20 protein-coding genes are annotated in these 19267 nt (G+C 68.4%); 5 read left to right on the forward strand and 15 right to left on the reverse strand.

The window, feature by feature from the left end; translation table 11 throughout:
* Positions 1 to 65: 65 nt before the first annotated feature.
* The 15 genes from Q8O14_04070 to Q8O14_04140 form a co-directional block, all read right to left on the reverse strand.
* Complete coding sequence (locus Q8O14_04070) at positions 66 to 410, reverse strand: hypothetical protein (GenBank protein ID MDP2359914.1); 345 nt, start codon at positions 408 to 410, stop codon at positions 66 to 68.
* 2 nt (positions 411 to 412) lie between these two features.
* Positions 413 to 1759: an acyclic terpene utilization AtuA family protein gene (locus Q8O14_04075; GenBank protein ID MDP2359915.1), complete on the reverse strand. Its 1347-nt coding sequence runs from the start codon at positions 1757 to 1759 to the stop codon at positions 413 to 415.
* 105 nt (positions 1760 to 1864) lie between these two features.
* Positions 1865 to 2362 carry a TIGR00725 family protein gene (locus Q8O14_04080; protein MDP2359916.1) on the reverse strand — a complete coding sequence of 166 codons (498 nt, stop codon included), beginning with the start codon at positions 2360 to 2362 and terminating at the stop codon, positions 1865 to 1867.
* A gap of 48 nt (positions 2363 to 2410) precedes the next feature.
* On the reverse strand, positions 2411 to 2896 hold the full coding sequence (locus tag Q8O14_04085) for an 8-oxo-dGTP diphosphatase (GenBank protein MDP2359917.1): 486 nt from the start codon (positions 2894 to 2896) through the stop codon (positions 2411 to 2413).
* Positions 2893 to 3972, reverse strand: coding sequence for a hypothetical protein (locus Q8O14_04090; protein MDP2359918.1), 1080 nt, complete (start codon positions 3970 to 3972; stop codon positions 2893 to 2895). The genes Q8O14_04085 and Q8O14_04090 overlap by 4 nt, the downstream gene beginning before the upstream one ends.
* Positions 3973 to 4036: 64 nt before the next feature.
* Positions 4037 to 4708: a phenylalanine--tRNA ligase beta subunit-related protein gene (locus tag Q8O14_04095; protein ID MDP2359919.1), complete on the reverse strand. Its 672-nt coding sequence runs from the start codon at positions 4706 to 4708 to the stop codon at positions 4037 to 4039.
* A 1-nt stretch (position 4709) separates the two neighbouring features.
* On the reverse strand, positions 4710 to 7130 hold the full coding sequence (locus Q8O14_04100) for a response regulator (protein ID MDP2359920.1): 2421 nt from the start codon (positions 7128 to 7130) through the stop codon (positions 4710 to 4712).
* Complete coding sequence (locus tag Q8O14_04105) at positions 7127 to 7513, reverse strand: response regulator (protein MDP2359921.1); 387 nt, start codon at positions 7511 to 7513, stop codon at positions 7127 to 7129. The genes Q8O14_04100 and Q8O14_04105 overlap by 4 nt, the downstream gene beginning before the upstream one ends.
* Entirely contained in the window at positions 7510 to 9321 is a 1812-nt protein-coding gene (locus Q8O14_04110) for an ATP-binding protein (GenBank protein MDP2359922.1), read from the reverse strand. The genes Q8O14_04105 and Q8O14_04110 overlap by 4 nt, the downstream gene beginning before the upstream one ends.
* Positions 9322 to 9566: 245 nt before the next feature.
* Positions 9567 to 9884 (reverse strand): DUF59 domain-containing protein, encoded by a 318-nt coding sequence (locus Q8O14_04115; protein ID MDP2359923.1) that lies wholly within the window; start codon positions 9882 to 9884, stop codon positions 9567 to 9569.
* A 25-nt stretch (positions 9885 to 9909) separates the two neighbouring features.
* On the reverse strand, positions 9910 to 11145 hold the full coding sequence (locus Q8O14_04120; protein ID MDP2359924.1) for a SufS family cysteine desulfurase: 1236 nt from the start codon (positions 11143 to 11145) through the stop codon (positions 9910 to 9912).
* Between the two features lie 2 nt (positions 11146 to 11147).
* Positions 11148 to 12458 (reverse strand): Fe-S cluster assembly protein SufD, encoded by a 1311-nt coding sequence (gene sufD / locus Q8O14_04125; GenBank protein ID MDP2359925.1) that lies wholly within the window; start codon positions 12456 to 12458, stop codon positions 11148 to 11150.
* Positions 12455 to 13213 (reverse strand): Fe-S cluster assembly ATPase SufC, encoded by a 759-nt coding sequence (gene sufC, locus Q8O14_04130; protein ID MDP2359926.1) that lies wholly within the window; start codon positions 13211 to 13213, stop codon positions 12455 to 12457. Before sufC ends, sufD begins: the two co-directional genes overlap by 4 nt.
* Before the next feature lie 119 nt (positions 13214 to 13332).
* The gene (gene sufB / locus Q8O14_04135) at positions 13333 to 14775 is read right to left on the reverse strand and encodes a Fe-S cluster assembly protein SufB (protein MDP2359927.1); all 1443 of its coding nucleotides are present in this window, start codon (positions 14773 to 14775) and stop codon (positions 13333 to 13335) included.
* Positions 14772 to 15272 carry an SUF system Fe-S cluster assembly regulator gene (locus tag Q8O14_04140; protein ID MDP2359928.1) on the reverse strand — a complete coding sequence of 167 codons (501 nt, stop codon included), beginning with the start codon at positions 15270 to 15272 and terminating at the stop codon, positions 14772 to 14774. The genes sufB and Q8O14_04140 overlap by 4 nt, the downstream gene beginning before the upstream one ends.
* 250 nt (positions 15273 to 15522) lie before the next feature.
* Here Q8O14_04140 and Q8O14_04145 point away from each other — a divergent pair, with 250 nt between their 5' ends.
* From Q8O14_04145 to Q8O14_04165, 5 genes are all read left to right on the forward strand, one after another.
* Positions 15523 to 16041 (forward strand): NAD(P)H-dependent oxidoreductase, encoded by a 519-nt coding sequence (locus Q8O14_04145; GenBank protein ID MDP2359929.1) that lies wholly within the window; start codon positions 15523 to 15525, stop codon positions 16039 to 16041.
* A gap of 166 nt (positions 16042 to 16207) precedes the next feature.
* A complete protein-coding gene (locus Q8O14_04150; GenBank protein ID MDP2359930.1) occupies positions 16208 to 16657 on the forward strand; it encodes a CoA-binding protein in 450 nt (149 codons plus the stop codon).
* Positions 16658 to 16792: 135 nt separating this feature from the next.
* A complete protein-coding gene (locus Q8O14_04155; GenBank protein ID MDP2359931.1) occupies positions 16793 to 17824 on the forward strand; it encodes an SRPBCC domain-containing protein in 1032 nt (343 codons plus the stop codon).
* Positions 17821 to 18621, forward strand: coding sequence for a class I SAM-dependent methyltransferase (locus Q8O14_04160; GenBank protein ID MDP2359932.1), 801 nt, complete (start codon positions 17821 to 17823; stop codon positions 18619 to 18621). The genes Q8O14_04155 and Q8O14_04160 overlap by 4 nt, the downstream gene beginning before the upstream one ends.
* Before the next feature lie 29 nt (positions 18622 to 18650).
* The gene (locus Q8O14_04165) at positions 18651 to 19073 is read left to right on the forward strand and encodes a DUF3788 family protein (GenBank protein ID MDP2359933.1); all 423 of its coding nucleotides are present in this window, start codon (positions 18651 to 18653) and stop codon (positions 19071 to 19073) included.
* Positions 19074 to 19267: the final 194 nt, after the last annotated feature.

Genomic DNA, 19267 nt, shown 5'->3' on the forward strand with positions numbered 1-19267 from the left:
CCCGCCATCCGGATGTGATCGCCGATGATGGCGTGACATCCGTCGCGGGACCAGGCCCGCCGAGATCAGAGCGGGTCGACCAGCTCGGCCAGTTCGTCGGGCAGCTCCACCACCATCCGCAAGATGGCCTGGCCGTGCGTCTTGCCTTGGGCGTCGCTCTTGAGGGAGAGGGAACCACCTCCGCCCAGGCTCTCGCCCAGAATGAAATTCAATGCCAGCAGGTTGGGCAGTTCGAAACGTGCCACGTCGCCCAGGGCAATGCGCCGGAAGTGCTCTTTGACGCGCTCGGTTGTCAACCAGCCAAGGGCCCAGTCATAGACCCTCCGGTCGGCGAAGACCACACCCACGTTCGAATTGGCTCCCTTGTCGCCTGAGCGGGCCTGGGCGATTTGTTCCAGCAGCACTCTCATGCTTACTCCACGGTCACTCGCGTCTTCACCAGATGCTTGGGTATCAGGGCCGGCCAGAAAGCGATGATCTCCTGGGCCTTGGGGCGGCCTCCCGCGAATCCGGTGATGCCGGGCGGACCATTTGTGATCAAGGGAGCCAACTCCTTGCCGAAGCGATTGACCTTGACGCGGCTGTGGTCCCGCACGGACAAGCGCAACACCACCTCTTCGGCATCCTGCTCCGGCGCGATGCCCGGGTGGCAGGTGTTCACACCCAGGAATTCCGTCAGGGTCTCGTCATACTCGCAGCATTCCCGTCGCAGACGGTCCCAGATGATCTGCGCCGCCAGTTCGGCCTTCTTCCGCGCCCGCGGGCCGGACACCGTGAGTTGGCTGCTCGCCTTCCAGCCGGCAAGGTAGGAACACGACACCTTGAAGGTGTCCGTCGCGGGGGCGCCCCGGACGCCCCGCACCTCGACGCGGTCCTGGCCCGCCTGCTCCAGCGACAGGGTCGTGAAATCCACCCGCACGTCGGGTGAGATGTAATTGCGCGGATCACCCATCTCATAGAGCAACTGCTCGGTGATGCTGCGCACATTGACCAGCCCGCCCGTTCCCTCATGCTTGGTCACGGCGAAGCGCCCATTGGCTGCGGCCTCGACAATGGGGTAACCGATCCTGGCCATGTCCGGCACCTCCCACCAGCGGGAGTAGTTGCCGCCCGTGCACTGGGCTCCGCACTCGGTGATGTGCCCGGCCACCGTGCCGGCGGCGAGCAGATCCCAGTCGTCGCGTTGCCAGCCGAAGGCATGGATGAGTGGGCCCAAGGCCAGGCCCGGGTCGGAGACCCGGCCGGCCAGGACGATCTGGGCGCCCTGGTCCAGGGCCTCGGCGATGCAGAAGCTGTCGATATAGACGTTGGCCGATGTGATGCGGCCTCGGATGGACTCGAAGGGTTCACCCGTCTCCATGTTGCGGAAGTCAGCTCCCTGGCGGATGAGGTCGTCGAGCCGATCCAGGATGTCATCTCCCTCGACAACCCCCACGCGCAGCCATTTGCCCAGGTGTTCGGCGGTCTCCTCGAGCGCCGTGCGGCAGGCCTTTGGATTGACCCCCCCGGCATTGGTGATCACACGGATGTTCTTCTCCAGGCAAGCCGGCAGGATGCGCGCGGCCAGCTCCACGAAGTCGCGGGCGAAGCCGCTCTCCGGGTTCTTGAGACGCTGGCGCTGCATGATGGAAAGAGTGACCTCGGCCAGGTAGTCGAGGGTGAGGAAATCGATGCCGCCCCGCTCCACCAGATGGACCGGCGCGTCGATGCTGTCCCCCCAGAATCCCTGGCCGTTGGCGATGCGGATGATGTCTCTCAAGGGGCCTGTCCTCCTGGAACCTGAAAGGGACCCACCGGACGACCCAGGGAGGCCGTGGGCGTGGGAAGTCAAGGATGCGATCCGAACCCGGGCGGCCGGCCGACCCTATCCGGTCAGCAATCGCAACTCGGCCAGCACGGCCCCCACCGATTGGAACAGGGGGAGGGTGAAGCCGGCCAGCGGTTGCTCCTCCCAGCCCAGCAGCAGCACGGGACGGCCGTAGCCCAGCGCCAGGGCGATCTCCGAGAGCGTGCCCGAACGGCCGGGCAGCGCCACCACGACGGTGGAGCTGAGCACGTTGACGGCGTTGCGCGCCCAGCCGAACCCGGTGGCGATGGCGACGCCCACGTGGGGCGAGGCCGCCGCCGGATCCTCACCGGGCAGGACGCCGACGACCAGACCGCCCTGCCGGGCCGCGCCGCGGCTGGCCGCCTCCATCACGCCAGCCGGACGGCCGCCGCAGAGCAGGACCCAGCCCTCCCGGGCGATGGCCTCCCCCAGCGCCTCGGCCAGGGCGTCCACCGCGGCGGTGCTGACCGAGCCGCCCATCACGCCGATGACGGGGCGCCGGCGTGACCTGTGCTCCGGCATGGTGCCTGACACCACTCCCCTCCATCGTCCAACCGCCCGGACAGGAGCGATTGCCCGAGATCAGGCGGGCCCTTCCTCCAGGAAGCAGACCTCGTGGCCCAGATAGCGGCCTTCCTCGTAATCGAAGCGCGCCAGGAAACGTCGTCCCGCCAGCAGCCAGGGCAGGAAGTGGCGGTCCCCCTCCCACAAGTCCAAGTCCAGCAGCTCGGGGCGGGGCACCCAGACGAGGTGGCCCTCGGGCGGGTCGGGACCCTGCTCCCCGGCCAGCTCCGTGCCGTGGAAAAGGAAGACCGACCAGTCGCGGCTGCCGTCGAAACGGGGAAAGGTGATATGCCCGGCGAAACGCAGGCGGCCCGCGATGAGGCCGCACTCCTCGGCGATCTCGCGGCGGGCGCAGTCGAGCGGCGCCTCGCCCGCCTCCAGCTTGCCGCCCAGGCCGTTGTGCTTGCCGAAGTGGAGGTCGTCGGGCCGCTTGTCGCGCTTGATCATGAGCAGGCGCCCCTCACGCTCCAAGTAGCAGAGCGTGGCCTCCACCACCTGCGTCATCGTCGCTGGCCGGTCAAATCGTAGGTGAAGGCCTGGCGTAGTTCCCGCGCCACCGTGTCCGGACCCAGGCTGGAGACGATGGGCAGGTCGTCCTCGCCCAGGCAGGAGGCCACCACGGGGAAGGCCCGGCCCAGCACGCTGGAAAAGGGCGTCAGCTCCTCGGCGCAGTGCCAGCGGCCGGCGCCTCGCTCTTCCTGGTTCAAGCGCGCCAGCGCCTTCTCCAGCGGGGCGTAGCGGAAATACCAGGTGTTGCTGCTCTCGCCCTCCCAGAAGCCGGGGGCGCGCCAGCGGTTGACGGTGAGGGCCCACATGTAGCCCGGGTAGTGCAGGTCGTGATACCAGCCGCCCTCGCCCTCGACCGAGACGAGCTGCACACGTTCTTCGTCCAGGCGGTTGCGGGCCACCATGTGGAGCAGGCTGCCGTCCTCCAGCGAGGGATTGAATTCGCTGATGAGCAGGGCGCGGCCCAGTTCGCCGTGGTGGACCGAGCGCGGCACGCGCCAGGAGACGAAGCGGTGATGGTGCAGTGTGCGCTGGACGAGGCCCTCTTCGATCAGGCGCGGTCCGGCGTGGAAACCGTCCAGGCGGGCGGCGCGGCTTCCCTTCTGGAGCAGGGCGGGAATGGCCTGGAAGCAGTCCTGGTGGACGAGGGACTCGGCGCGGCCGGCCGCCCGGCCGGCGCGGATGACCTCGATCAGCCCCTGATAGAAGGCGAGGACGGGGGCCTCGGCCCAGGCCCAGAAATCACCGGTCTCCGCCGCGCCCACCAGGATCTCGCGATGGGCCAGGGCTGTCTCCGGCCACAGCAGGCAATAGGCGGCCAGGATGCCGTCCACGTCCAGGTGGTTGTTGACGACGAGGCCGTGGTCCGGCATTTCCCCGAAGAGGAGGAAGTTGAGGGCGATCTCGGTGGAGCTGTCGGCCTGGAAGCGTTCGTTCGTGGTGTTGGGATTCCAGTGGCTCAGTTCGATGTCCTGGCCTTCCCGCAGCGTGCGGCTGGTGCCATCCACGTAAATGCGGATCTCGGGCTGGGCGGGCGGGGGGCCGTCCGCTTCAAGGAAGAAGCTGAGCGCCATGGGCGTCGTCCTGATTGAGTCTCCTGGCTGAACTTAATGAAGCGACTGCTTTGGGGAAGTGAATTCAGGAAAGGAATCGATGTCCGCTCGCCTGGCCCCCACACCAACGGCTGAACAGGACCTCGCCCAGTTCCCGGGCTTCATCCAGAAGCGGGCGGGGGTGGTCGGCCGGAGCGAAGATGACGAGGAGGAGGCGCCGCGTCTCCAGGCCGACGGAGGTGCGGGGCGAGTCACTGGTGGGGCTGCCGAAGGGGCCGGCCTCGTCGAAGAGGCCCAGCCGCCCCTCGAGGTGGACCTCCTCCTTGCGGATGCCGGGGTAGCCCTCGCCGGCCCGCCCCCGCCGCAAGAGGACCGGTCCCTTGATGCGGTCCAGGTCATAGAGGCCGATGGACAGCAGGATGCGCAGGGACAGTTCGTTGCCGGCATCCACCGCGTTGTTGACGGCGGGCAGGCCCTGGCCCTTCAATACGCGCCGGAGCAGGGCCTCGGAGGAGGGGCGCGTGCGGGTGGGGTCCACCCCGATGGCGTGGTAGAGCCGGCGGGCCGGCTGCAACCCGTCGATCTGGGCCGGCGGGCGGCCGGCATGGCGTTGGACCAGCTCCCGTGCGAGGTCGGCCATGGCCGCCGCCTGCTCCGCTCCGGCCCCGTCCACCCGCACGCCCTCGACGGCCAGCAGGGCGGCGCGCACATGGCCGGCCAGGTCCGGGTCCAATGAACTCGTGTCGACCGCCCCCATGTCAACCCCGCCCGCTTCCGCCTGGCTTCAGCCTGCCATCCAGCACCTGCCTGACAAGCAGAAGAAGATCACGGCGGGAGAAGGGCTTGGCGATGAAATGCCGGCTCATGGATGTGACCTGGTGATGTAGCAGGGCATCCTCCGTGTATCCTGAGCAATAGATGATGCTGGTTGACTGGTCGAGGCGGGACACCTCATCCGCCAGCTCCCGCCCGCTCATGCCCGGCATGACCACATCCGTGAGCATCAGTTCGATGGGAGTGGCCTGGAAGTGGGACAAGGCCTCCCGCCCATTGGCCGCCGTGAACACCTTGTAGCCCGCTGACTCAAGCACCCGGCGGGAGACCTCGCGCACGGCCGCATCATCCTCCACCACGAGCAGGGTTTCCCGTCCCCCCGGAACCTCCGTGGCGGCCTCGACCGCTTCGGGCAACCGATGGCCCTCATGCACCGGGAGGTAGATCTTGAATGTGGTGCCTTTTCCGACCTCGCTGTAGACCCAGACACTGCCTCCGCTCTGCTTGACGATCCCGTAGACCGTGGCCAGCCCCAGGCCGGTGCCCAGGCCCTGCTCCTTGGTCGTGAAGAAGGGCTCGAAGATGTGCCGGCGAGTGGGCTCGTCCATGCCGACGCCCGTATCGCTGATGGCCAGCATGACATGAGGGCCCTGCTGCATGGAAGGCCGCCCCGACACCTGCTCCTTGTCCAGCGAAACCTCGCGTGTCTCGACCAGGATGCGGCCGCCCGAAGGCATGGCGTCCTGGCTGTTGACCAGAAGGTTCACGATCACCTGCTCGATCTGTCCCGGGTCCGCGCTGATCAACCTCATGGGTTTGCCGGGGCTGAAGGCAAGCTCCACCTGCTCATTGATCAGTCTGCGCAGCATGGTCCACATGCCCTGGATGATCTCGTTCAGGTCCAGCGGGCGTGGTTTCAGCATTTGTCGCCGGCTGAAGGCCAGCAGTTGCCTGGTCAGGTTGGCGGCGCGCTGGCCGGCTTGTCGGATGTCTGTCAGCGCGTCGGTCATGGGGTCGTCCGCTCCCAGGTTGGACAGGGCCAGGTCCGCCGTGCCGTTGATGACCGTGAGCAGGTTGTTGAAGTCGTGGGCCACGCCACCGGCCAGGCGGCCGATGCTTTCCATCTTCTGCGCCTGCATCAATTGCGCTTGCAGCTCGGTGAACTCGGTGATGTCCACATGCGAACCGATCAAATTGACCCGCTTTCCCTGCGCGTCCCTGACTACCGATGCGCGGGACAGGATCTGGCGCCACGAGCCGTTCTTGTGGCGCAGCCGGAACTCCGAGCGGAACTCGGTCGCATCCCCATCCAGGAAGGCATTGAGCCGCGCCAGCGCCGCTTGGTAATCATCGGGATGGAGCCGCCGCTCCCACTCATCGAAGCTTGATGTGATCTCATCCGTCTCGTAACCCAATTGTCGCTTCCACTCTGGCGAGAAGACCACCCTCCGGCTCAGCATGTCCCAATCCCACAAGCCGACCTTGCCCGTGGCCACCGCCAGTTGGAGACGCTCCGTGGTCTCGCGCAGCGCCTCCTCCGCGGTCCGGCGAACCGTGGCGTCCTGGAAGATGCAGACCGTCGCCCCTCCCCTCTCTGCGTCCGTCTTTTGAAAAGGGGCCGCGAACCATTCCAACCAACGCCAGCGCCCCTTCAATCCCATGCATTCAAGCTCGATCCGGGCTGGCTGCCCCGCAGATGCGCTCGCCAGGGTTTCCAGGAATGCCTGACGCTTTTCCTCCCTTGCCAGGCGCGCCAACCCCTGGGAGAGGTCCGCCATGCGCCCGGCCTCCAGCAGGTCAAGCCCGGTCTGGTTGATCTCCAGAACCCGGCCATCCGATGTGGCCAGCAGGACACCACCGGGCTCCGCGTCCAGGATGGCCCGCAGCCTGGCTTCGCTGGACCGCAGGGCGTCCATGGTCATGGACAGCTGCTGTGAGCGCTTCTCCAGCTTGCGCACCAGGACTTCGTTGTAGGCACGGACGACCACCTCCTCCCCGATGGTGGCCTGTCTGATCGGGGCCTGCCAGGCTGTCCGCTCCGTGCTGACCAGCGCCTGGATACGGGCAATGAAGGTTTCCGGCTCCTCGGGCTTGCGGATGAAGGCGTCCGCGCCCAGGTCCAGGGCCAGTTGCTCGTCCTGGGGCTCCACATAGGTCGCAGTGTAGACCAGGAACGGGATGGTGGCCAACGCCGGATCAGTCTTCCAGGCCCTCAGGAACGTGTAGCCGTCCATCACGGGCATGAGCAGGTCCGAAATGACCAGATCCGGCGGCTGGCTCCGCGCCAGGTCCAGGGCTTCGCCGCCGTGGCGCGCCTCGTGCACCTCCAGACCCAGACCCACCAGCATCATCCGCACCAGCATGCGGTTGTCTTCGCGGTCATCCACCACAAGCACCTTCTTCATGCGATCCTCCCGCGGGCCTCCGCCAGTACAGCCGTGATTGTGACGAGGAATGTGTCCGGATCGATCGGCTTCTCGATGTAGTGGTCGCAGCCAGCCTCCAGCGCCAGTTCCCGGTCGCCGGCCATGGCGTGCGACGTGACCGCCACGATGGGGATGCCGCGCAGCAGCGGGTCCCGACGGAGGCGGCGAGCCACTTCGTATCCATTCATGCCTGGCAATTGGATGTCCAGCAGGACCAAGTCCGGACGCAGTTCGGATGCGGCCTCCAGGCCAGCCGGTCCGGATTCGCTTGCATGGACCAGATGCCCCGCGCTCTCCAGCAAGAAGGTCTCCAGGTAACGGTTCTGCACGTTGTCCTCGATGAGCAGGATGCTCGCCCTCATGACACCGTCTCCTCTTCGAGCGGCACGTTCAGGGTGAACGTGCTGCCCAGTCCCGGCGTGCTGTGAACGGTGATGGAGCCCCCCATCAAGGCGGCCAGGCGCTGGCTGATGGCCAGGCCCAGCCCCGTTCCCTCGTGGCTGCGGGCAAGGCCATTGTCCAATTGATGGAATGGCCTGAACAATTGCTCCAGTTCTTCCGCGTCCATGCCGGGACCCGTGTCCTGGACCTGGACGCACAGCCACCCTGCCCGACGCACGGCTTGCACCTTCACCCCGCCCTTCTCCGTGAACTTGATGGCGTTGCCGATCAAGTTGATCAGGATCTGCTCCAAGCGCCGCTCGTCCTGCCTGATCCTGCCAAGGTCCGGTGGCATGGACAGATCCAGTTGCAAGCCCTTTGCCGATGCCAGGGGTCCCAGGGTGGAGGCCACTCTCCTCAAGGAGTCCGGCACCTCCATAGGCCGGGCTTGTAGGGACAACTCACCGGCCTCGATGCGACTGATGTCCAGGATGTCGTTGATCAGCGCCAGCAAGTGGCGCCCGCTTCCACGCACCATCTCCAGTTGGCGTTGCTGCTCATCGGTGAGTGGCCCCGCCAACCCCTGCTGCAGGACGCCGGTGAAGCCGATGATGGAATTGAGCGGAGTGCGCAACTCGTGGGACATGGTGGCCAGGAAGACCGATTTGGCGCGATCCGCCTCCTCCGCACGATGCTTGGCAAGCGCCATGGCTTCGCGGGATGCGACGAGGGATCGCTCGGCTTCTTTCCGCGCCGAGTTGTCCTGGGCGATGCCAAGAAAACTGACGACACGACCGTTCTCATCGCGCAAGGGACTCACGGCCAGGAGGACAGGGACACGCCGGCCGTCCTTGCGGACGTAGGTCCATTCCCCGATGTCGGTCGCGCCCCGGCGGGAGCGGGCTAGGAAGACCTCCAGCCCAGGTTTGACTTCCTCGCCCAGCTCCTGTGTCAAGGACCGGGCGGCCGCGGCCATCTCGTCCGGGTCATGGAACAGGTCGGCCGTGGCTTTGCCCACCACATCGCCGGCCTCATAGCCAAGCAGTTTTTCCGCGCCCCGGTTGAACAGTCTTATGCCTCCTTCGTCGCCGGAGATGATGGCGTAATCGGTTCCGGCCAGGATAGCCTCCATCAGGGAATTGCTTGTTTGCAGGGCGCGCCGGGCGGCCGCCCGCTCGCCAAGTCCGCGGTACAGGACCATGGTGCCCAACGCCAGGACCGCCATGCCGGTCGCCACCCCCAGCGCGAGCAACACCATGGTGCGCCGTGCGGTCCTCGCCGTGCGGTCCTCCCGATCCCTCAGGATCTGATTCTGTCGCTCCATGATCCAGGCCTCGTGCCCGCGGAGGCGGTCGTGCAATTCCATGCCTGTTCCGGAGGCCACCAGGGCTTGCGCCTGGACGAATCCCCGCTCCTGGAAAGTTGTCAGCACGTCTTCCGCGACCTCCTGCCGCGACTGCGCAAGCAGGATCATGTCCGTCAGCGCAAGGTTGACAGAGTCGTCCAGGACGCGGGCCTGCACGGACTCGGCCAGGGCCGAGATCTGCCCGCGCGCTTGGTGATAAGGTTCAAGGAAATCGGCTTGGCCGGTGAGGAGGTGTCCGCGCACGCTGGTCTCCACATCGGTCAACGCCCCCATCAATTCCGAGACCAGGGTTTTCACCTCCTGGGCCCGGCGGACCGAGGCCGCGTCACGGGTCAACCCACGCAGGCTTGACAAGGCAAGTCCACCCACGCCGAGCAGGATGAGCAGGAAAGACACGGCAACCGCCAGGAGGATGCGCCGCATGGCGGCCTCGGGGTCAGTTGAGAGCATGGGGTGGCTGTTGTCCAACATGAATGGGTGATCGCCTCTCGGGAGGGAGGATGCTTCGCGATCCGTGATCAATCTGGTCAATGGGGAAGCGAGCCGCAAGGAGAAGTCGAGGAATCCGCTTTGACCGATCGTCCCTTGCAGCCCGCCTTGGAGTGCGGGTCCGCGATGGACCTTGGGGCGAGGAAATGGGGGACGCGGCAGGCGGTCGAACCGACGGATCAGAAGAATCCCAGTTGGAGCCGGGCCGCCTCGCTCATCATGTCCTTGGTCCAGACGGGCTCCCAGACCAGATCGACATGCACGCCCTGCACGCCCTCCACCTCCATCACGCGCTCCGTGACGCGCCCGGGGAGGGCCTCCGCCTCGGGGCAATTGGGCGTGGTCAGCGTCATCTTGACCTGCACGAAGGCGTCGTCGCCAATGTCCACCCCATAGATGAGGCCCAGGGAATGGATGTCCACCGGGATCTCCGGATCGAAGACCGTCTTCAGCGCGGCGACGATCCGCTCTTCAAGCGCCTGCTTGTCCACTGGCATGTGACTCTCCGCGGTTCTTCCAACCTCAAACGCCGAGCAGGCGCTGGGTCTTGCCCAGCGCCGCCGCCAGGCGCTCCACCTCCTCCAGCGTGTTGTAGCAGGCGAAGGAGGCGCGCACCGTGCCGGGCAGCCCCAGGCGATCCATAAGCGGCTGGGCGCAGTGGTGGCCGCTGCGCACGGCCACACCCTCCAGGTCGAGCAGGGTGGCCACATCGGAGGGGTGGGCCCCCGTCAAATTGAAGGAAAGGACGGCCGCCCTGTGACGGGGCCGCCCCGCGATCCTCACGCCGGGCAGCGCCTCCAGCAGCGCCGTGGCCCGCGCCAGGAGGGCCTCCTCGTGGGCGGCCAGGGCGGCCGGGTCGAGTCCGCCCAGGAAGTCCAGCGCCGCCCCCAGGCCGATCGCTCCCGCGATGGGCGGGGTGCCGGCCTCCAGCCGCCAGGGCAGCTGGTTGAACTCGGCGTCCTCGTAGCTCACGCTGGCGATCATGTCGCCGCCACCCTGCCAGGGCGGCAATTGCTCCAGCAGCTCGCGCCGCCCCGCCAGCACGCCGATCCCCGTCGGACCATAGACCTTGTGGCCGCTGAAGGCGTAGAGGTCGGCGCCCAGCTCCTGCACGTCCACCGGCAGATGGGGGACGGCCTGCGCCCCGTCCACCAGCACGCGGGCACCGGCCTCATGGGCCAGGGCGATCATCCCGCGCACGGGGTTGACCGTGCCCAGGGCATTGGAGACATGGGTCAGGGCGGCCAGGCGCGTCCGCTCCGACAGGCGGGCGCGGAACTCGTCCAGCGACACCTCGCCCCGCTCGTCGGCATGGGCCACCACCAGGCGGGCGCCCCGCCGCTGGCAGAGCAGTTGCCAGGGCACCAGGTTGCTGTGGTGCTCCAGGCCGGTGACGAGGATCTCGTCCCCCGGCCGCACGAAGGCCTCGCCGAAACTCCAGGCCGCCAGATTGACCGCCGCCGTGGTGCCGGACGTGAAGATGACGGCCTCCGGCCCCTCCGCGTTGAGGTGGCGGCGCACTGATTCGCGGGCCGCCTCGTAGGACTCGTCGGCGCGCACGGCCAGGGCGTGGAGGCCGCGGTGGACGTTGGCGCAGTCGACGCGGTTGTAGCGCTCCATCGCCGCCAGGACGGCCAGCGGCTTCTGGGTGGTGGCGGCGTTGTCCAGGTAGCAGAGCGGCTTGCCGTGCACCTGTTGGTCCAGGGCCGGGAACTGGGCGCGGAGCGCCGCGACTGGATGGGGAGGATGGTCGGTCATGGCTACTCCGCCAGCGTGCGCGTGATGAGGCGGTCCAGTGGGCTGACCAGCTCGCTGGTCCGCACCCGTCCCAGTTGTCCGGAACAGAAGGCGTGGATGAGCAGGCGCCGCGCCAGGTCCCGGGGGATGCCCCGCGACCGCAGGTAGAAAAGGCTGCCCTCGTCCAGGCTGCCCACCGTGGCGCCATGGGTGCACTTCACGTCGTCGGCCAGGATCTCCAGCTGCGGACGCGCCACGGCCCGGGCCTCGGGCGAAAGGAGCAGGGCGGCGCAGGACTGCACGGCGTCCGTGCGCTGGGCGTCGCGGGCCACTTCGATCCGGCCGGTGAAGACGCCGCGGCTGCGGTCGGAGAGGATGGTGCGGAAGCTCTGGCGGCTGGAGCAGTCCGGCGCCCGGTGGATCAGATGCGTGTGGTTGTCCACCTGGGTTCCGTCGCGCAGCAGGGCCAGGCCGTTGATCTCCCCGCGGGCCCCCGCCCCGGCCAGTTCCAGGCGGTACTCGTTGCGGATCAGGCGGCCGCTGGTGGTGAAGGTGTGGGAGCGGGCGCGCGCCTCCCGCTCCAGGCGAAGGAAGGTGCCGCTCACGCGGCGGCCGGCGCCGCTGTCGCGCTGGACGCGCAGGTGCTCCAGCGTGGCGCCCGGTCCCAGCAGGAATTCGCCGACGGCGTTGCAGAAACAGGCCGCCTCGCCGAAACCGCCGTTGGATTCCACCACGGTGGCGGCGCTGCCCTCGCCCATGGCCACCAGCAGCCGGCTCTGGGCCAGCAGGGGCGTCGCGCCCGGCAGCATGAGGGAGAGGACGTGGAGGGGCCGCTCCAGCCGCACGCCGGCCGGCACCCACAGCCCGGCGGCGTCCTCGGCCAGGGCGCTGTTGATGGCGCTGAAGACGCCTCCGGCGGGGCGGCTGAGCGTGTCCAGCCGCTCGAGCAGCAGGGCCGCCTCGGCCACGCCGTCCCGCGCGGCCTGCTTCATGGCGCGCAGGCTGCCGAAGCCGGCGCCGGCGGGCAGCGCCCCGATCTCGCTGAGCTCCGGCACGATGCGGCCGTTCACCAGCACCAGCCGGTCCACCACGACCCCCTCGGGGCTGAGGGCGGTCAATTGATCCACATCGGGAAGGGGTCCCGCCGCCGCCAGCTGGAAGCTCTCCTCGCCCAGACCGTCCAGGCGGGTGAAGCGCCAGCTCTCGTCGCCCGGCCCGGGCAGGCCGCGCTCCAGGGCGCCCAGGGCCACGACCCGGCGCGTCGCCTGCGGCAGCAGGCCGTCCGCGGCGGGGGGATCGGCCAGCCAGGAGGAGAGGGAGCGGGCCGCGCTCACGCCGGGACCTCCATCCCGTCTTCGATCCAGCCGTAGCCGCGCTTTTCCAGCTCAAGGGCCAGCTCGCGACCGCCGCTGCGCACGATGCGCCCGTCGGCCAGGACGTGCACGCGGTCCGGCACGATGTGGTCCAGCAGGCGCTGGTAGTGCGTCACCACCACGGCGCTGAATTCCGGGGAACGCAGCGCGTTGACCCCGTCCGCCACCACGCGCAGGGCGTCGATGTCCAGGCCCGAGTCCGTCTCGTCGAGCAGGGCGAGGCGCGGCTCCAGGATGAGCATCTGGAAGATCTCGTTGCGCTTCTTCTCGCCGCCGGAGAAGCCCTCGTTGACGGCGCGCTTCTGCAGGCTGTCGTCCAGGTGGAGGAGCTTGAGCTTCTCGCTGATCAGGCGCAGGAAGTCCTCGGCCGGCACTTCGGGCTGGCCGCGGTGGCGGCGCTGGGCGTTGAGGGCCATGCGCAGGAAATAGAGGTTGGGCACCCCGGGGATCTCCACGGGATACTGGAAGGCGAGGAAGATGCCGTCGCCGGCCCGCTCCTCGGGCTCGCGGTCCAGCAGATCGCGCCCCTGGTAGAGCACCTCCCCGGCGGTTACCTCGTAACCTTCGCGGCCGGCCAGCACGTTGGCCAGCGTGCTCTTGCCCGAGCCGTTGGGCCCCATCACGGCGTGGATCTCGCCCGCCCCCACCTCCAGGGACAAGCCCTTCAGGATCGGCTTGCCCGCCACGCTGACGTGCAGGTCTCGTATGCTCAACATGTCTGCGCTCCTTGCGGCCGGCCACTCTGTCGCGCGCCGCCGGCCCTGTTTCCTGTCCCCGGGCGCGCAAGCGCCCGGCGCTCCTTGTCTTGGCAGCTTGTCGGACGTGGTCGGCGCCGTCAGCCGACGCTGCCCTCCAGGCTTACGCCCAGCAGTTTCTGGGCCTCCACGGCGAACTCCATGGGCAGCTCGGCCAGCACCTCGCGGCAAAAGCCGTTGACGATGAGGGAGAGGGCGTCCTCCCCGCTGATGCCGCGCTGCCGGCAGTAGAAGACCTGGTCGTCGCTGATGCGGCTGGTGGTGGCCTCGTGCTCCACCACGCTGCTGGTGTTGCGCACGTCGATCACCGGCCAGGTGTGCGCCCCGCAGCGGTCCCCGATGAGCAGGCTGTCGCACTGGGAGAAGTTGCGCGCCCCCTCGGCGCCGGCCCCCACCTGCACCAGGCCGCGATAGCTGTTCTGGCTGAGGCCCGCCGAGATGCCCTTGGAGATGATCGTGCTCTTTGTGTTGCGGCCCAGGTGGATCATCTTGGTGCCGGTGTCCGCCTGCTGGTGGTTGGCGGTGAGGGCCACCGAATAGAACTCGCCCACCGAGTCGTCGCCGCGCAGGATGCAGCTGGGGTACTTCCAGGTGATGGCCGAGCCGGTCTCCACCTGCGTCCACGAGACGCGGGCCCGCTCGTGGCAGAGGCCGCGCTTGGTGACGAAGTTGTAGATGCCGCCGCGCCCCTCCTTGTCCCCCGGGTACCAGTTCTGCACGGTGGAGTACTTGATGAAGGCGCCGGGCAGGGCGACCAGCTCCACCACCGCCGCGTGGAGCTGGTTCTCGTCGCGCATGGGGGCCGTGCAGCCCTCCAGGTAGCTGACCTGGGAGCCCTCGTCGGCCACGATCAGGGTGCGTTCGAACTGGCCCGTCCCCGCGGCATTGATGCGGAAGTAGGTGGACAGCTCCATGGGGCACTTGACGCCCTTGGGGATGTAGACGAAGGAGCCGTCGCTGAAGACGGCGCTGTTGAGGGCGGCGTAGAAGTTGTCGCGGATGGGCACCACGCTGCCCAGGTGGGCGCGCACCAGCTCCGGGTGCTCACGTAGCGCCTCGGAGATGGAGCAGAAGATGATGCCGCGGGTGGCCAGCTCCTCCTTGTAGGTGGTCTTCACCGACTCGCTGTCGAAGACGGCGTCCACCGCCACGCCGGCCAGGCGGGCCCGCTCGCCCAGCGGGATGCCCAGTTTCTCGAAGGTCTCCAGCAGCTCGGGATCCACCTCGTCCAGGCTGGCCGGCCCCTCTTTCTTGCGGGGCGCCGAGTAGTAGGAGATGGCCTGGAAGTCGATGGGCGGGATGCGCAGGTAGGCCCAGTCCGGATGTGTCATCTCCCGCCAGGCGCGCAGGGCCTTGAGCCGCCACTCCAGCATGAAGGGAGGCTCCTCCTTGCGTTGCGAGATCAATTGAACGATGCCCTCGTCCAGGCCGGGCGGGATGGTGTCGGATTCGATCGCGCTGACGAAGCCGTACTTGTAGTCGCGGTCGGCCAGTTCCTGGATCTCGCGGGTCTCGCTGTTCATGCCTGCGCCTCCCCCATCCGTTCCAGCGCCGCCGCGGCCCGCGCCACGCCGTTGCCGTTGCCCGCCCGCTCGCCCTCCCCGCCTCCGGAGCGGTCGGGCGTCATGTCCAGGAGCGTGATGCCCTGCAGGGCATGACGCAGCGCCTGGTTGATGCGCAGCCAGTTGGGCTGCAGGTCGCAGCCGTCCACATAGCGGCATGCGCCCGGCCCCCGTTCCGTGCACTCCGTGATGGCAATGGGTCCCTCCAGGGCGCTGACGACCTCCTCGATCGTGATGCGATCCGGCGGCCGGCTGAGCCGGTAGCCGCCCTTGGCGCCCCGCTGGGAGGCGAGCAGGCCGTCGCGCACCAGCAGCTTGAGGATCTTCCCCACCATGGGCAGGGGCAGGCCGGTCTCCTGGGCGAGGTCCCGCGCGCTCTTGGCCGCTGCCTGGGGCTGGGCGGCGAAGAGGGTCATGAGGACGATGCCGTAGTCGCTTTGCTTGGTGATGCGCAGCACCATCACCTCCAAAAGTAGAACCGTTCAGGTTCTGATTTTAGTCGTTGACCGACAAGCTAATGCTCCCCAAATGGCGAGGCAAGGCAGGGAAGGGCGCCCCGGGCAAAATTCCAGACTTTTTCTGTCGGGTATGCCCAGGCTTGACCACCTGGGCATGGGGGCGGATCGTTTCGCTTCCATAGATTGGGGCGGCCAACCCGTCGCCGGCGGACACGGCCCAGCTCAATCCTGTTCTGCGGAATGGACTGTCATGAAGACCCTCATCCTCTCCAGCTCCCTCAGCCCCACGTCGCGCTCGCGCCTGCTCTGCCGCCGGGTGGAGGACCTCCTCGCCGGCCGGCCCGGGGTCGAACTCGACCTGGTGGACCTGCGCGAGGTGGAGCTGCGCCCCTGCCACCTGGGCAAGACGGCCTCCATGCGGAATCTGGCCGAGCGGATCGCCACCGCCGACAACTACATCTTCGGCATGGGCGTCCACTGCTACACGGTCAACGACGGGCTGAAGATCGTGCTGGACACCTGCATGAAAGGGTGTGATGGCAAGTTCTTCGGCATTCTCTGCGCCGCCGGGGGGGAGAAAAGCTACCTGAGCACCATGCACCTCACCCAGATCTGCATGAACGAATGGCGCATGATCCAGCTGCCGCGCGTGGTCTACGTCCACGACGGCGACTTCCACGGGGAGGAGCTGGCCAGCCCGGCCGTGGAGGAGCGGCTGGTCCAGTTCGCCGACGAGTTTGCAAGCATCGGCCGCAAGCTGCTGGCCTGAGCCGGGCGGCGGAGCGGCTGCCATCAAGCGCAAGGAGGCCCATCATGGGTGACAAGGGCGGCAAGAAGGACAAGGAAAAGGCCAAGAAGCAGGATGCGACCAAGCACAACCAGAAGGACCAGAAGAAGCAGGACAAGCAGGACAAGCAGAAGAAGGTCGTCTGAGCATGGGGGAGGCCGCCTCCCCGCTGGCCGCCTTCCTGGCCTGCCGGCGGATCGCGCTGGCCGGGGCTTCGCGCGGGGGACGCAAGTTCGGCGACACGCTGTTGCGGGAACTGGCCGCTCGTGGCCGGGAGGTCCAGATCGTCCATCCGGCCGGCGGCATGGTCGCGGGCCGGCCCGCGGTCGCCCGTCTGGCCGATCTGCCCAAGCCGGTGGACGGCCTGGTCGTCTGCCTGCCGCCCGGCGTGGTGCCGGGCCTGCTGGAAGAGGCGGCGGCGGCGGGCATCCGCCGCATCTGGCTGCAGCAGGGCTCCTCCTCGCTGGTGGCGGTGGCACGCGGCCGGGAGCTTGACCTGGAGCTGGTGGCCGGCGAGTGCCTCCTCCTGCACCTGGAGCCGGTCAAGGGGATCCACGCCATCCACCGCTGGCTGCGGAGCCTGTGGCGCAGGGCATGAGCCGGGACAGCCGCCGCCAATGGGGATCCCTCGGTCCGGAGCCGGAATCCAGACCAGCCACGGCCACGGTCGGTCTGGGCAAGCTGAACGGTCAGGTGGACATCCTAAACTCAGCGACAACAAGAGGCGCGATTGATGATTGCACTGCGCTGCACGGCGAAACTGCTGGACCGGCTGGGCATCGAGCGCCATCCGCCGGAACCGCCACCCTCGACCTCACGACTGGGTGACTGGACCGCCACCTACGTGGTGGCGCGGCCCCGGCATCTGGTGGTGGCGATGAACGCGCGGACCGGCCTGGTGATGCTGCTTCCCGGCAGCGAGCTGGGCCGCCTGCCAGGGCACTTCCAGGACGGGCTGGCACGGCTGTTGGGCCAGGCCGGTATTCCCGGCGAGGTGGCGCGGCAAGAGCTGGAGGCGTCCGCAGCAATCTGCTATGGGGCGACCCGGGACCGCAGCGCCACGGGCATGCTGAGCCAGGCGGTGATGGATCTGAAGGGCCTTCTCCGGCGCTGGCCTGAAGAGGGTCCCTGGGCCATGGAGGACATGCTGCTTTCGCGGCCCACCGGACGCGCGCTGATGTTCCCCGGCGTGGAACTGTCCCGCGTGCTGGCGCCGGATCAGACCCGGGAGGCCGCCCTCGTGCGTCTGCCCGGCCCGCCGCGCCCTCCCGACCGGCTCCTTGTGGCGCGCGGGCTGCCGGATGACATCCAGGCTGCCACACTGATCAACGCCGGGCTGGATCGGATTTGGACCGCCCTGGCCACTGCGGAGGGCCTGGACCCGCGCTTCACGGCCGGCGCCGATGTGGACACCCGCCCGGGCGGGCGCATCCGCTTCCGCTGGGTGGATTGGGGGGCGTCGGGGGTCGTGGCGGATGGCGGCATCGTCTTCGAGGCCGTCGTTCCCCGCCGCCTGGTCATCCAACGGCAAGCGGACACCGCGGCACCGCCCACCACGGTGACGCTCACCCTGGAGGCGGAGGCCGAGGGCACCCGCGTGCGCGTGCGGGAGAGCGGCTTCCGTGACACACCCGCAGGTCGCCGGGCGCAGTTGGACTGCGCCGCGGGATGGGGCGAGGCGCTGGCCTTGCTCAAGGCTTGGCTGGAGGCGGGACAGCCAGTGCGGTCTCCTCGCGGCGCGAGCCGTGAGGAAGAGGCCCCGTGACGACCGCGGACCGCCCATCCGGCCCGGAGGGCGGTGGCACCCCGCCTTGCGCTGAGGACAGGCCGCGCCTCTATCACGACCTCGCCCCCTGGTTCCACCTGCTCACCGCGCCGGCGGACTACGCCGAAGAGGCAGCCTGGTACTGGCGGCTCCTGGTCGAGGCATGTGGCGGAACGCCCCGCACCCTGCTGGAGCTTGGCTGTGGCGGAGGCTGCAACGCCTCCCACCTGAAGGCGAACTGCCAATTGACCCTCAGCGACTTCTCCCCGGCCATGCTGGAGGTCAGCCGCGGCCTCAACCCGGACTGCGAGCACCTGCCGGGGGACATGCGCACCCTGCGCCTGGGCCGGACCTTCGACGCCGTGCTCCTCCACGACGCCGCCAGCTACCTGACGACGCGCGCCGACCTGCTGGCCGCCGCGCGCACGGCCTTCGCCCACTGCCGGCCGGGCGGCGCCGCCCTCTTCTGCCCGGACCACACGCGCGAGTCCTTCACGCCTGGCACGAGCCAGGGCGGCCATGACGAGGCGGATGGCCGGCGCGGCCTTCGCTACCTGGAATGGACTTGGGATACCGACTCGGCCGACACGAGCTACGTCTGCGACTTCGCCCTGCTGCTGCGCGAGGCGGAGGGCCGTGTGCGCTGCGTCCACGACCGCCACCTGATGGGTTGTTTTCCCCGCCGGGTCTGGCTGGAGACCCTGGCCGAGGCGGGCTTCCTGGCGCGCGCCCTGCCCTTCGTCCACAGCGAGGCGGCGCCCGGCGGCGAGGTGTTCCTGGCGCTGCGCCCGTCCTGAGCCCGGGCATCGCTCTTGAAGGAGGATACATGGCCCTGAGCTGCTTCGACGACAAGACCTGTCCGCCGACCGAGGCGGAGCTGACCCGGGTCTTGGGCAAGGCCGCCCCTGCCTGGACAGCCCTGGTGAGGCGGGTGGAGAGCGGGCATGCGCCCCTGGCCCGCGAGTGGGCCTTTCCGGGCAAGGCCTACGGCTGGTCCTTCCGCCTGCGCCAGCCCCGGCGTGTTTTCCTTTACCTGACGCCCGGCCGGGGGCACTTCGTCGCGGCGGTGGTGCTGGGGGAGAAGGCAGCGTCCGCCGCCCTGGCGGATCCGGACCTGCCCGAGGCGGTCAAGACAGACCTGGCCGCCGCCCGGGTCTACGCCGAGGGCCGGGGCATCCGCCTGACGGTGCGGTGCGGGAAGGACACGATGCCGGTGGAGATCCTGCTGGGGCACAAGGGCCGAACCTGAGCGCCCGGGCCGGAGGACGGCCAAGCCCGCCGCATTCCACCATATTGGGCGCGCCTAGCAGCCTGTCGGGCTTGGGCCTTGGATGGGATTCGCGTCCAAATCGAGGCCGGGTTTTCGGAATTTTCGCAGGGCATACTGGTGGTCTGTTCAAGAAAATTGCGGAAAATCCGGACCGATTGGGGCGATGAAGACCG

This window comes from bacterium (assembly GCA_030685015.1).
Classification (GTDB): domain Bacteria; phylum CAIWAD01; class CAIWAD01; order CAIWAD01; family CAIWAD01; genus CAIWAD01.